10 protein-coding genes are annotated in these 11,893 nt (G+C 73.2%); 8 read left to right on the top strand and 2 right to left on the bottom strand.

All coding sequences use genetic code 11. From position 1 onward, the window contains the following. Nucleotide 1 precedes the first annotated feature (1 nt). From ABZS66_RS29990 to ABZS66_RS29970, 5 genes are all read left to right on the top strand, one after another. Nucleotides 2-1,183 (top strand): endonuclease/exonuclease/phosphatase family protein, encoded by a 1,182-nt coding sequence (locus ABZS66_RS29990; protein WP_354763432.1) that lies wholly within the window; start codon nucleotides 2-4, stop codon nucleotides 1,181-1,183. Nucleotides 1,184-1,256: 73 nt separating this feature from the next. After that, nucleotides 1,257-2,672, top strand: coding sequence for a radical SAM protein (locus tag ABZS66_RS29985; protein ID WP_354763430.1), 1,416 nt, complete (start codon nucleotides 1,257-1,259; stop codon nucleotides 2,670-2,672). Then, nucleotides 2,669-3,526, top strand: coding sequence for an NAD(P)-dependent oxidoreductase (locus ABZS66_RS29980; protein ID WP_354763428.1), 858 nt, complete (start codon nucleotides 2,669-2,671; stop codon nucleotides 3,524-3,526). The genes ABZS66_RS29985 and ABZS66_RS29980 overlap by 4 nt, the downstream gene beginning before the upstream one ends. Then, nucleotides 3,523-4,656, top strand: coding sequence for a serine hydrolase domain-containing protein (locus ABZS66_RS29975; RefSeq protein ID WP_354763426.1), 1,134 nt, complete (start codon nucleotides 3,523-3,525; stop codon nucleotides 4,654-4,656). The genes ABZS66_RS29980 and ABZS66_RS29975 overlap by 4 nt, the downstream gene beginning before the upstream one ends. Before the next feature lie 220 nt (nucleotides 4,657-4,876). Further along, entirely contained in the window at nucleotides 4,877-5,932 is a 1,056-nt protein-coding gene (locus ABZS66_RS29970) for a 3-deoxy-7-phosphoheptulonate synthase (RefSeq protein WP_354763424.1), read from the top strand. Here the strand turns inward: ABZS66_RS29970 and ABZS66_RS29965 are convergent. Beyond that, complete coding sequence (locus ABZS66_RS29965; protein ID WP_354763422.1) at nucleotides 5,925-7,244, bottom strand: ATP-dependent 6-phosphofructokinase; 1,320 nt, start codon at nucleotides 7,242-7,244, stop codon at nucleotides 5,925-5,927. The genes ABZS66_RS29970 and ABZS66_RS29965 overlap by 8 nt on opposite strands. An 80-nt stretch (nucleotides 7,245-7,324) precedes the next feature. Between ABZS66_RS29965 and ABZS66_RS29960 the strand changes: the two genes are divergently transcribed. After that, on the top strand, nucleotides 7,325-7,885 hold the full coding sequence (locus tag ABZS66_RS29960) for a hypothetical protein (protein ID WP_354763420.1): 561 nt from the start codon (nucleotides 7,325-7,327) through the stop codon (nucleotides 7,883-7,885). Nucleotide 7,886: 1 nt separating this feature from the next. Here the strand turns inward: ABZS66_RS29960 and ABZS66_RS29955 are convergent, their stop codons facing one another. Next, nucleotides 7,887-8,873 carry a LacI family DNA-binding transcriptional regulator gene (locus tag ABZS66_RS29955; RefSeq protein WP_354763418.1) on the bottom strand — a complete coding sequence of 329 codons (987 nt, stop codon included), beginning with the start codon at nucleotides 8,871-8,873 and terminating at the stop codon, nucleotides 7,887-7,889. A gap of 106 nt (nucleotides 8,874-8,979) precedes the next feature. Between ABZS66_RS29955 and ABZS66_RS29950 the strand changes: the two genes are divergently transcribed. Together ABZS66_RS29950 and ABZS66_RS29945 are read left to right on the top strand one after the other, a co-directional pair. Then, nucleotides 8,980-10,479: a glycoside hydrolase family 30 beta sandwich domain-containing protein gene (locus ABZS66_RS29950; RefSeq protein WP_354763416.1), complete on the top strand. Its 1,500-nt coding sequence runs from the start codon at nucleotides 8,980-8,982 to the stop codon at nucleotides 10,477-10,479. A gap of 61 nt (nucleotides 10,480-10,540) precedes the next feature. Continuing rightward, the coding region (locus ABZS66_RS29945; RefSeq protein WP_354763414.1) for a hypothetical protein at nucleotides 10,541-11,893 on the top strand (1,353 nt) is incomplete at its 3' end.

The raw sequence follows: 11,893 nt of genomic DNA, 5'->3' as shown, positions 1-11,893 counted from the left end.
CATGCGGCTGGCGACGTTCAACGTGGAGAACCTGTTCGCACGAGCCAAAGCGCTCCGGGATGCGGGGCAGCCGGCGCTGACCGCGTTCGAGACGTTCAACCGGATCGCGGCGAAGGCGGAGTACTCCGACGACGACAAGGCGGCGATGCTCGACGCGCTGCAGACGCTCGGCGTGCTGGTGGAGACGCGCGCCGGGCGGCGGCTCAACAAGGAGCAGTTCGAGACCGCGTGGGCGGTCCTGCGCGAGAACCGCGGCGACTTCCTCGCCGCGCCGGACGACCGCGAGCCACGCATCGTGGCCCGCGGCCGGGCCGACTGGACCGGCTGGGTGGAGCTGACCGTCGAGCCGGTCGACGAGCAGTCGACCCGGATGACGGCGCGGGTGATCGGCGACGTCGCCGCCGACGTCCTGTGCCTGGTCGAGGCCGAGAACCGCCCGGCCCTCGTGCGCTTCAACGACGAGCTGCTCGACGGCCGCTACGGCCACGCGATGCTGGTCGACGGCAATGACGCCCGCGGCATCGACGTGGGCCTCGTGTGTACCGCGGCGATCGACGTCGACTGGGTCCGCAGCCACGTCGACGTCCCCGACCCGGGCCGCCCCGGCAAGCGCCTGTTCAGCCGCGACTGCCCGCTGTACAAGCTACGGCTGCCGGGCGGCACCGACCTGTACCTGCTGCTGAACCACCTCAAGAGCCAGTCCTTCACCGGCGGCGACCCGGACCCGCTGCGGTCCCGCCAGAGCGCCGAGGTACGCGCGATCTACGACCGCCTCCGCGCGGACGGCGCCGAGTACGTGGCGATCATGGGCGACTTCAACAAGGCCCCGGACCGCCACGACCCGAAGCACCACCCGACCCTGGAGCCGCTGCTGGACCCGGGCACGCCGCTGGTCAACGCCTACGACCTCGACGCGTTCACGGGCCTCTACGACGCGAAGGACACCGACCACGAGCGCCCGGGCAGCTTCCAGTCCTGCACCCTGGGCAACCGCCTCGACTACATCCTGCTCAGCCCGGAGCTGGCCGAGCGGGTGACGGCGGGCGGCGTCTTCCGCAAGGGCCTGTGGGGCACCCCGTCGAACAAGAAGCCGCCGAGCCACTGGACGGTCTACGAGGACCTGACCGCGGCCCGCCACGGCGCCTCCGACCACGCCGCGGTCTGGGTCGACGTGGACCTCTGACGGGTCGTTGTGGCACGGCATCTCCACAAGTCGTCCACCAATCGGGTCCGGCGGCGCGCCTACCGTCGGATCCATGCGGGTGCTGATGATTCTTCCGGCCCTGACCGAGGCCACCAGTCCGCTCTTCCGGCCGATCAAGTACTCCCTCTTCCCGCCGCTCGGGCTGGCCACCCTGGCCGGGTATCTGGGCGACGACGACGATGTGCGCATCGTCGACGAGCACGTCGAGCGGTTCGACCCGAGCGACGACCCCCTGCCGGACCTGGTGGTGATCCAGGTGTACATCACCTCGGCGCGCCGCTCGTACGAGTTGGCCGACTGGTACCGCCGTCGCGGCGTCTTCGTCGCGCTCGGCGGACTGCACGTCACCTCGCTGCCCGACGAGGCCGCAGAGCACGCCGATGTGATCTTCACCGGGCCCGGCGAGGACACCTGGCCCGTGTTTCTCGCGGACTTCCGGCGGAAGGCGGCGCTGCGGCGGTACGACTCGGAGAAGAGAACGCTCGAAGGGCTGCCGCCCATCCGGCGGGACCTCATCCAGCGACATCGGTATCTCGTGCCGAACTCCATCGTCGTCACGCGGGGATGTCCGCACCACTGCGACTTCTGCTACAAGGATGCCTTCTTCGAGGGTGGCAGGTCGTTCTACACGCAGGCCGTCGACGCCGCGCTCGCCGAGATCGAGCGGCTGCCGGGGCGGCATCTGTACTTCCTCGACGACCACCTGTTCGGCAACGCGCGGTTCGCGCGGGCGCTGTTCGAGGGGATGCGCGGGATGGGCCGGGTGTTCCAGGGGGCGTCCACAGTGGACGCCCTGCTGAAGCCGGACCTGCTGGAGCTGGCGGTCGAGGCCGGGCTGCGCAGCGTGTTCGTCGGCTTCGAGACGGTGAACGCCGAGGGGCTCGGTGAGCAGCGCAAGCGGCAGAACGTCGGGCGCGACTACTCGGCCGTCGTGCGGCGGGTCCACGACGCCGGGGCGATGGTGAACGCGAGCTTCGTGTTCGGCCTCGACGCCGACGGCCCCGACGTGTTCGACCGTACCGTGGCCTGGGCGGTCGGGCAGGGAGTCGAGACGGCGACGTTCCACATCATGACGCCGTACCCGGGGACCGGGCTCTTCCGGCGGATCGAGGGCGAGGGGCGGATCCGGCACCGCGACTGGGACCTGTACGACACCCGGCACGTGGTGTACGAGCCGCGCGGGATGACGGCGGCGCAGCTGGAGGCGGGGTACTGGCGGGCGTACCGGGACTTCTACCGCTGGGGCAACCTCTGGCGCGGCGCCGCGGCCCACTCGTCGGCCGGTGACCGGCTGCGCCACCTGGCGTACGCGGGCGGCTGGAAGAAGTTCGAGCGGGTGTGGGACGCGCTGATCCGCACGCGGCAGGTGCTGCACGCGTTGCCGCTGCTGGAGTCGGCATTGAGCGCCTTCGGCACGCGCGCCCCGGAAAAGGCCGCCAACCGCGCGGATGCGACGATCGGGGCATGACGCTGGCGGTGCTGGGAACCGGGATCATGGGCGCGGCGATCGCGCGCAACTGGCTGAAGGCCGGGCAGGAGGTGCGGGTCTGGAACCGCACCCGCGACGCGGCCGAGCCGCTCGCCGCCGACGGGGCGGTGGTCGCGGGCTCGCCGGCCGAGGCGGTCGCGGGGGCCGACGTGGTCGTCACCATGCTGTTCGACGCGCCGGTCGTCGAGGAGGTCATGACGGCCGCCGCCCCGGGCCTGACGCCGGGGGCCCTCTGGCTGCAGATGAGCACGGTCGGGGCCGACGGCGCGGACGCGCTCGGGGCGCTCGCCGCGCGGCTCGGCCTGGTGTACGTCGACGCGCCCGTCCTGGGCACGCGCGGCCCCGCCGAGCAGGGCAAGCTCAACATCCTCGGGTCCGGGCCGGCCGAGGTCCGGGCCCGGGTCGAGGAGCTGGCCGGGCCGATCGCGGCCAAGGTGACCTGGCTCGGCGAGGCGGGCGCCGCCAGCCGCACCAAGCTCGTGGTCAACAGCTGGGTCATGACGACCGTCGCCGCGACCGCGCAGAGCGTGGCCCTCGCCGACGCGCTCGGCATCGACCCGAAGCTGTTCCTGTCGCTCATCGCGGGCGGCCCGCTCGACCAGCAGTACGCCCAGCTCAAGGGAGCGGCCATGATGGACCGCGACTATCCGGTGGCCTTCCCGGCGAGCGGCGCCGCGAAGGACGCCCGCCTCGTCGGCGAGCTGGGCGCGCAGGCCGGCATCGACACGTCGGTCGTCGACGCGGCGCGGCGCCTGCTGGAGACCGCGGTCGAGCGCGGCTACCACGAGCACGACATGGCCGCCCTCTACGAGGCCGTCCGCGCGCCCAAGTGAGGCGGCGGGCGGTCCTGGGGCTGTTCGGCGCGGCGCTGGCCGGCTGCTCGGCCCCGCAGGTCGCGGCCGCGTCGATCGACCCGTGGGCGCTGCCGGTGTCCACGCCGTCGCCCTGGGCGCCACCCGCCGGCGGCTATGAGGCGCCGCTTCGTTCGGCGCTGCAGCGGTACGCCAACCTGTTCCCGGGGGCCGTGCTCTTCGCCGCCGTCGACGGGCACGTCGTCGCGCACTTCGCCGTCGGCGACGCCGTGCGCTACGGCGCCGATCCGGTCCCGGCGACGACGGGCACGCTCTACGACCTGGCCTCGCTGACGAAGGTGTTCACGGCGATCCTGGTGCTGCGGCTGTACGAGCGGGGCGCCGTGCAGCTCGACGCGCCGGTCGACCGCTATCTCCCGTTGTTCCAGGGCAAGCCGGACATCACCGTCCGCATGCTGCTGACCCACACGTCCGGGCTGTCGAAGGACACGCCGATCGCCGGCGCCGACCCGGCGGACCGGCTCGCCCACGTGCTGCGCGAGCCGCCGGTCGCCGCGCCCGGCAGCGGGTACATCTACGCCGACCAGAACTTCATCGCGCTCGGGGCGCTCGCCGAGCGGCTCGGCGGCGAGCCGCTCGACCGGCAGGTGCGGCGGCAGATCGCGGTGCCGCTCGGGATGGCCGACACCGGGTATCGGCCGCCAGCGGCGCTGCTGCCGCGCATCGCGGCGACCGAGGGCACGCTGCGCGGCACCGTGCACGACCCGTCGGCGGCCGCGTTCGGCGGCGTGGCCGGGCACGCGGGCCTGTTCGCGACCGCGGCCGACGTGGCGCTGCTCGGGCGGGCGCTGCTGAGCGGCGGCCCGCTGCTGCGGCCGCCCACGATCGAGCTCATGCGCACGAACCAGAACACCGCGTTCGGCCCGTCCGCCGCGCACGGGCTGGGCGTCGACCTCGACCAGGCGTGGTACATGGGCCGCCTGGCCGGCCGCGGCGCCTTCGGCCACACCGGCTTCACCGGCACGTCGATCGTCGTGGAGCCGCGGCGGCGGGTCGTACTCGTCCTGCTCACCAACCGGGTGCACCCGAGCGCGTCGGCGGCCAGCCCCAACCCGGCCCGCAAGGCCGTCGCCGACGTGCTCGCCGCGTGAGGCCCCGGTCACGTTGCCCGCGGCGGCCGGTGCGGTACAGTGGCGGCGTGATTCGGTGGTATTGGCGCTTTACCGTGGCTCCGGGTGGAGCCGGCGGTCGTTTGCGCTGAACGCCAGTCACCCGGAGCCAGCAAGGGCAGAGACCTCGGTCTCTGCCCTTCGTCGTGTCACACGGCGGGCTGGTCGTCCGATGAGCCCGCCGCCAACCTGGGAGGGCCTCATGAACGACACCAGCAACCTGCGGGTCACCGGCTACCGGCCGCTGGTCACGCCGCGCGAGCTCACCGCCGAGCTGCCCATGGACGACGCACGCGCCGACCTGGTCCGCCGATCACGCGACCAGGTGCACCGGATCGTCACCGGGCAGGACGACCGCCTGCTCGTCGTGGTCGGGCCGTGTTCCGTCCACGATCCGGTCGCGGCCGTCGACTACGCCCGCCGCCTGGCCGCCGCGGCCGCACAGCACAGTGACGATCTCTGCGTGGTGATGCGGGTGTACTTCGAGAAGCCCCGCACGACGGTGGGCTGGAAGGGCCTGATCAACGACCCGGGGCTCGACGAGACGTTCGACGTGCCCACCGGGCTGCGGCTGGCCCGGCGGCTGCTGCTCGACGTGCTCGGGCTGGGCCTGCCGGTGGGTTGCGAGTTCCTGGAGCCGACGAGCCCGCAGTACATCGCCGACGCCGTCTCCTGGGGCGCGATCGGCGCCCGCACGCCGGAGAGCCAGGTCCACCGGCAGCTCGCGTCGGGCCTGTCGATGCCCGTCGGATTCAAGAACGGGACCGACGGCGATGTCCAGGTCGCCATCGACGGCTGCCGCACCGCGGCCAGCAGGCACGTGTTCTTCGGCGTCGACGAGGACGGCCGGGCCGCGGTCGTGTCGACCACGGGCAACCCGGACTGCCACATCATCCTGCGCGGCGCCCGCTCGGGCCCGAACTACGGCCCGTCCGACATCCGCGACGCCCTGGCCCGCCTGGAGAAGGCCGGCATGCCGCAGCGCCTCATCGTCGACGCGAGCCACGGCAACAGCGGCAAGGACCACGTGCGCCAGGCCTCGGTCTCCGGCGAGGTGGCCGAGCAGATCGCCGCGGGCCAGGAGGGCATCGCCGGCATCATGCTGGAGAGCTTCCTGGTGGCCGGTCGCCAGGACCTGGGCGGCGACCTGACGTACGGCCAGAGCGTCACCGACGCCTGCATGTCCTGGGACACGACCGCGGGCATCCTCGACGAGCTGGCCGCCGCCGTCCGCACCCGCCGGGCCGGCCTCAGCTGAACGCGGCCGGCTGACCTGTGGCCTCCAGCACGGAGAGCCACAGGTCGCCGTCCGGGTCGACCAGGTTGCGCGAGCTGATCGCCAGCGTGATCGGTACGTGCACGAACCGGCCGCGCCAGCGGCCGACGACCATCTCGGTGCGCCCGGCCATCGCCGCGTGGACGGCGGCGTGGGCCAGGCGGATGCAGTACACGCTGTCGTACGGGTCGGCGGGGACGCTGCGGATGGTGTAGCTGGGATCGATGTACTTCAGGTTCGCCTCGACGCCCGCGGCGGCGAAGTGCTCGGCGATGCGCTGCCGCAGGTAGCGGCCGAAGTCCTCCAGCCGGACGTTGCCGGACGCGTCGGTGCCCTTGGTGCTGAGGTACTCCTGGCCGGCGCCCTCGGCCACGACGATCATCGCGTGCCCGCGGTCGACCACCCGGCGCCGCAGGTGCTCGAGGAACCCGCCGGGGCCGTCGAGCGCGAACGGCACCTCGGGGATGAGGACGTAGTCGGCGTCGTTGTTGGCCAGCGCCGCATAGCAGGCGATGAAGCCGGAGTGCCGCCCCATCAGCTGCACCAGGCCGATCCCGTTCGGGAACGCCGTCGCCTCCACGTGCGCCGCGCGGATCGCCTCGGTCGCCTTGCCGAAGGCGGTCTGGAAGCCGAAGGAGCGTTCGATGTACGGAATGTCGTTGTCGATGGTCTTGGGAACGCCCACGACGGCGATGCGGCGGCCCCGCTCGGCGACCACATCGGCGATCTTCAGCGCGCCGCGCATCGAGCCGTCGCCGCCGATGACGAACAGGACGTTGACGCTCAGCTGCTCCAGGCAGTCGACGATCTCGTTCGGGTCCTGGTTGCCGCGGGAGGTGCCGAGGATCGTGCCGCCGTACTCGTTGATGCCGCTCACGACCTCGGGCGTGAGGTCCACGACGGGCCGGCCGTAGCGCGCGGTCATCCCCTGGTAGCCGTTGCGGAAGCCGAAGATGCGGTGCACGCCGTAGTGGTTGGTGAGCTCCAGGACCAGGGCCCGGATCACGTCGTTGAGCCCCGGGCACAGCCCGCCGCAGGTGACGATCCCGACCCGGGTCTTCGACGGGTCGAAGAAGATCTTCGACCGCGGTCCGCCCGGCTCGAACCCCGGCAGCTCCGCCACCGGCACCCCGCGGGCGGCGACGAGCGACACCGTGTCGTCGAGCAGCACCCGGTCGTCCTCGTCGACGTAGTGCTGGGTGCTGCGCTGCCGGCGCAGCGCCGCCGAGAGCGGCGAATCGATGCGACACTCACCGAGGGTGGTGACCTCGAGCTGCGCGCGTTCGTCGACCATGTCCGCCATGGTCCGCGACCGACGTTTCACGGCGATGAAATCGCGTTGTGGCGCCGTGCGATCTGCGGGATGGTGGGGAAATGCGGGTAACGTTCTCCCGGCTGGCCGACCATCAGTGGGCCGACGTGCTGATCGAGCGCGACGACGGGGTGGTGTACCGGATGCATGCCGGTCCCGTGACCGACCACATCCCGCACGACCTCGTCCACTTCACCGTCGAGGATGCGCTGGGCATGCCGGACGGCATCTGGGGTGCGATCGCCGGCGGCGCGGTGTTCAAGAGCATGACGCACGTGTCGGGCCGCCGGCCGCCCCACGCGGCGGACACGTCCGCCGCCCTGATCCGTGAGCACCGCGCGCTGCTGCAGCGGGCCGAGCTCATCGGCGGCTACGTCGAGCGCGCCGCCGACCTGCCGGACGCCGAGCTGCCGCACTACGTCGCGACCGCCCCGGTGGGCGAGGTCCCCCGGCCGGCCGTGGAGCGCGTCCGGACCGCGGTCGCCGCGCTGCGGGCGGCCCAGGAGCGCTGGAGCGCGCTGAAGGTCGGCGACACGCTCGTGGTGGAGTGGCCGGCCCACCGGCGGCTGCCCGCCGCGCCGCGGAACACGACCAGACGCGAGCCCGCCCGCCGCCGCCGGTAGCTCAGGGCGGGGGAGCGGTCGAGGTCCGCACGACCAGCTCCGTCGCCAGCTCCACGTGCAGGGCGTCCAGCTCGTGGCGGTCCAGCAGGCGGACCAGCAGCGTCACCGCCATCCGGCCCATCTCCTGCAGCGGCTGGCGGACCGTCGTCAGGCCGGTCGCCTGGGCCAGGTCCAGGTCGTCGAAGCCGGTCACGGACAGGTCCTGCGGGACCCGCAGGCCGCGCTCCGCAGCCGCCCGCAGTGCGCCCACCGCGACCTTGTCGTTGAAGCACACCAGCGCGGTCGGGCGGGACGGCAGGTCCAGCAGCGACGCCGCCGCCGCGTAGCCGTGCGAGGTCGTCGGCTCCACCGCGCGCAGCAGCGCCGGTGACGGCAGCACGCCCACGTCGGCCAGCGCCGCGTTGTGCCCGGCCAGGCGGGCGTCGCTCACCAGCCACTCCGTCGGCCCGCCGAGCACGCCGATGCGGCGGTGCCCCAGGCCGACCAGGTGGCCGGTGAGGGCCCGGGCGCCCGCGAAGTGGGCCGCCGACACCGACACGATGTCGCGCGGCAGGGCGGTGCGCGGGTCCACCACCACGAACGGGACGCCGCGGCCCTGCAGCTCCAGCAGCTCCGACCCGGGCTCCGGGGGCAGGATCACGATCACCCCGGCCACGCCCTGGCGGCCGGCCAGGTCGGCCAGCAGCGGGGTGCGGGCCGCGGCCTCGCCCGCGGTCAGGACCAGCTGGCGGCCGTGCAGGCTCAGCGTCTCGGCGATCGACGACACGATCAGGCCGAAGTAGTCGGTCAGGAGGTACGGGCAGCGCACGAACACGGTGCCGCGGAAGGAGTGCGATCCCGTCCGCAGCCGCTCGGCCGCCTCGTCGACCACTGCCCGGGTCGCCGCCGTGACGGTGGCGTGCCCGTTCAGCGCCCGCGACACCGTCGCGATCGACAGCCCCGTGGCCGCGGCGATGTCGCGGACTGTCACCCGCCGTCGATCAATCATCTGTTTCATCACCAAGCTTGACAGTCGATATCGATGAGAGTTTCCTGATGCCCGGCGATGTTACACGGCTGTTTCATTTTGTTACAGAGGCCGCAGAGGAGATCGCATGTTCACCCGTCTCACCGGCGCGATCGCGACCGGGTGCGTGCTCGCACTCGCCGCGTCCGGCAGCGCCGTCGCACAACCCCGGACCACGACCGCCCGGGTCTGGGTGACCACCGTCGACCGCGCCGAGCTGCTGCACGAGCGCGCACCCGTGAAGTTCGACCCGGGCACCTCGGCCGAGGTCACGATCACCGTCGACCCCGCACAGACGTACCAGCGAATGGACGGCTTCGGTGCCGCCATCACCGACTCCGCCGCCGACGTGCTCTACCGGCTCACCCCGGCGCAGCGCGAGGACACCATGCGCAAGCTGTTCGACCCGCGCTCCGGCATCGGCGTGAGCTTCCTGCGCCAGCCCGTCGGCTCGTCGGACTTCACCGCCGAGCCGGCGCACTACACGTACGACGACATGCCCCCGGGCCGGACCGACTACACGCTGCGGCACTTCAGCATCGACCACGACCGGGCCCGGATCCTGCCGCTGCTGCGCAAGGCCAGGCAGCTCAACCCGCAGCTGAAGGTCATGGCCACGCCGTGGAGCCCGCCGGCCTGGATGAAGACCGGCGACTCCCTCGTCGGCGGGCGGCTCAAGGACGAACCCGCCGTGTACGCGGCCTACGCCGCCTACCTGCTGCGCTTCGTCCTCGCCTACACCGCCGCGGGCGTGCCGATCGACTTCATCAGCGTGCAGAACGAGCCGCAGAACCGGCACCCGAGCGCCTACCCCGGCACCGACCTGCCGGTGCGCCAGGAGGCGAAGGTCATCGAGATCCTCGGCCCGCTGCTGCGCCTGTTCAGCCCGCGGACGAAGATCCTCGGCTACGACCACAACTGGACCACGCACCCCGGGGACGTCGGGTCCACCCCGCCCGGCGAGGACCCGGAGACCGACTACCCGTACCGGCTGCTGGCCGGCCCGGCGGCCAAGTGGATCGCCGGCACCGCGTACCACTGCTACTCCGGCGACCCGTCGGCGCAGGGCAAGCTGCACGACGCCTTCCCCGACAAGGGCATCTGGTTCACCGAGTGCTCCGGCTCGCACGGCCCGAACGACCCGCCGGCCCAGATCTTCCGCGACACGCTGGTCTGGCACGCGCGGAACATCGTCATCGGCACCACGCGCGAGTGGGCGAAGTCGGTCGTCAACTGGAACATCGCGCTCGACGGCGACGGCGGCCCGCACCTGGGCGGCTGCGGCACCTGCACCGGCCTGGTCACCCGCCAGGCCGACGGCAGCGTGACCACCGACGCCGAGTACTACACGATCGGTCACCTGGCCAAGTTCGTGCCGCCCGGCTCGGTGCGCATCGCGAGCACCTCGTACGGCACCACCGGCTGGAACGGCCAGATCCAGGACGTCGCCTTCCGCACCCCGGACGGCACGATCGCCCTGGTCGTGCACAACCAGAACGACGACCCGCGATCGTTCGCGGTGACCATCGGCGGCAAGACGTTCGAGTACACGCTGCCCGGCGGCGCCCTGGCGACCTTCACCTGGTGAGCACCTGGGGGCGGCCACGGTGGGGTGGCCGCCCCCAGGGGACTTCGCTAGGGTCCACTGCATGCTGGGCCTGATCTTCGCCGCGCTGCGGGCGCGACGCCCGCAGGCACTCGTCATGGCCCTGCTCGCAGCGATCACCGTCAGCGCCGCGCTCGCCGCCGGCTGGGGCGCGAGCACCGCCGAGCGCACCGCGACCCGCGAGCGCATCAGCGCCGCCGGCGAGGCGCAGCGCTCGCTCGGCGTCCACGGCCCGGTCGACCTCGGCACCAGCCCCGGGCCGACCCTCGAGCGTTTCCGCCAGCTGGTCAGCGGCAACGCGCTGACGTCGGACAACACCGAGCGGATGATCACCGGGGTACGCCTGGCCGGGGGTCTCCACGCGGGCGACCGCAAGCAGGCGGTCGAGCTGCGCGTCCTCGACGAGGTCTGCCGCAACGTCACGCTCACCGCCGGGAGCTGCCCGTCCGCCGACGGCGAGGTCATGCTCGGCGCCGACCTGGCCCGGCAGCTCGCGGTCGGCCCCGGCGCGAAGGTGCGGCACGACGCCGGCCTCACCGCCACCCCGGTCGAGCTCACCGTCACCGGCGTCTTCCAGGTGGCCGACCCGACCGGCTGGTACTGGTCCGACCAGGGCGGCCTCGCCGCGTACACGACGCTCGGCACGATCGCGCAGGCGAAGGTGTCGGTCATCGCCACCGTCGACGCCCTGCTGCGCCCGGCGGCGTTCGACGCACCGGAGGAGCTCTCGGCCGAGCTGATCCGCCTGCAGGCGGCATTTCCGCAGGTGTACTCCGGGGCACCCGCACTCGCCGCCGCCCTCGCCACCGACCGGCGGGCGACGCTGCGCGGCATCCGCATCGCCGAGCTCCAGGTCCTGCTGTTCGGCGCGCTGGCCCTCGCGGTGGCGGCCGCCTACGCCGCCGCCGAGCGCCGCGGCGACGCCGCCCGGCTGGCGATCCGCGGCCTGCCCCGGTGGCGTGCCCTGGCCGCCACCGCCGGGCAGAGCCTGATCCCGCTCGCGGCCGGCGCCGCCGTGCCGCTCGCGGTCGCCTACGCGCTGCGGCAGCGGCCCCCGGTCGAGCTCTGGGTGCTGCTCGGGGCGGCCGCCGTCATCGTGGTCGTCGCCGACTGGACGGCCACCCAGCGGCGCGTCGCGGACCTGCTGCGGGTCGTGCTCCCGCGCCGGCCGCTCGCCGCCGCCACCGTCGAGGTGTGCGCCCTTGCGCTCGCCGTCGCCGCGTTCTTCCAGGTCGCCACCGAGCCGGCCGCCGACGTGCGGCGCGACACCGGATTCGGCCTGTCCCAGGCCGCCCCGCTGCTGCTCGCCGTCGGTGCCGGGGTGCTCGCCACCCGCGCGCTGCTCGCCGGGGCCGGCCTGGCCGGGCGCAACGCGCTCGCCGCCGGCCGGGTCGCC

Source organism: Dactylosporangium sp. NPDC005572, assembly GCF_040605515.1.
GTDB lineage: Bacteria > Actinomycetota > Actinomycetes > Mycobacteriales > Micromonosporaceae > Dactylosporangium.
The sequence above is the reverse complement of the archived record's forward strand: the minus strand, read 5'-3'. Positions and strand labels throughout refer to the sequence as shown.

Excerpts from the sequence above, each read along its gene's own strand:
- ABZS66_RS29985 (WP_354763430.1), top strand. The coding sequence starts at position 1,257 with ATGCGGGTGCTGATGATTCTTCCGGCCCTGACCGAGGCCACCAGTCCG.
- ABZS66_RS29980 (WP_354763428.1), top strand. The coding sequence starts at position 2,669 with ATGACGCTGGCGGTGCTGGGAACCGGGATCATGGGCGCGGCGATCGCG.
- ABZS66_RS29965 (WP_354763422.1), bottom strand. The coding sequence starts at position 7,244 with ATGGTCGACGAACGCGCGCAGCTCGAGGTCACCACCCTCGGTGAGTGT.
- ABZS66_RS29955 (WP_354763418.1), bottom strand. The coding sequence starts at position 8,873 with ATGATTGATCGACGGCGGGTGACAGTCCGCGACATCGCCGCGGCCACG.
- ABZS66_RS29950 (WP_354763416.1), top strand. The coding sequence starts at position 8,980 with ATGTTCACCCGTCTCACCGGCGCGATCGCGACCGGGTGCGTGCTCGCA.
- ABZS66_RS29960 (WP_354763420.1), top strand. The coding sequence starts at position 7,325 with ATGCGGGTAACGTTCTCCCGGCTGGCCGACCATCAGTGGGCCGACGTG.
- ABZS66_RS29970 (WP_354763424.1), top strand. The coding sequence starts at position 4,877 with ATGAACGACACCAGCAACCTGCGGGTCACCGGCTACCGGCCGCTGGTC.
- ABZS66_RS29990 (WP_354763432.1), top strand. The coding sequence starts at position 2 with ATGCGGCTGGCGACGTTCAACGTGGAGAACCTGTTCGCACGAGCCAAA.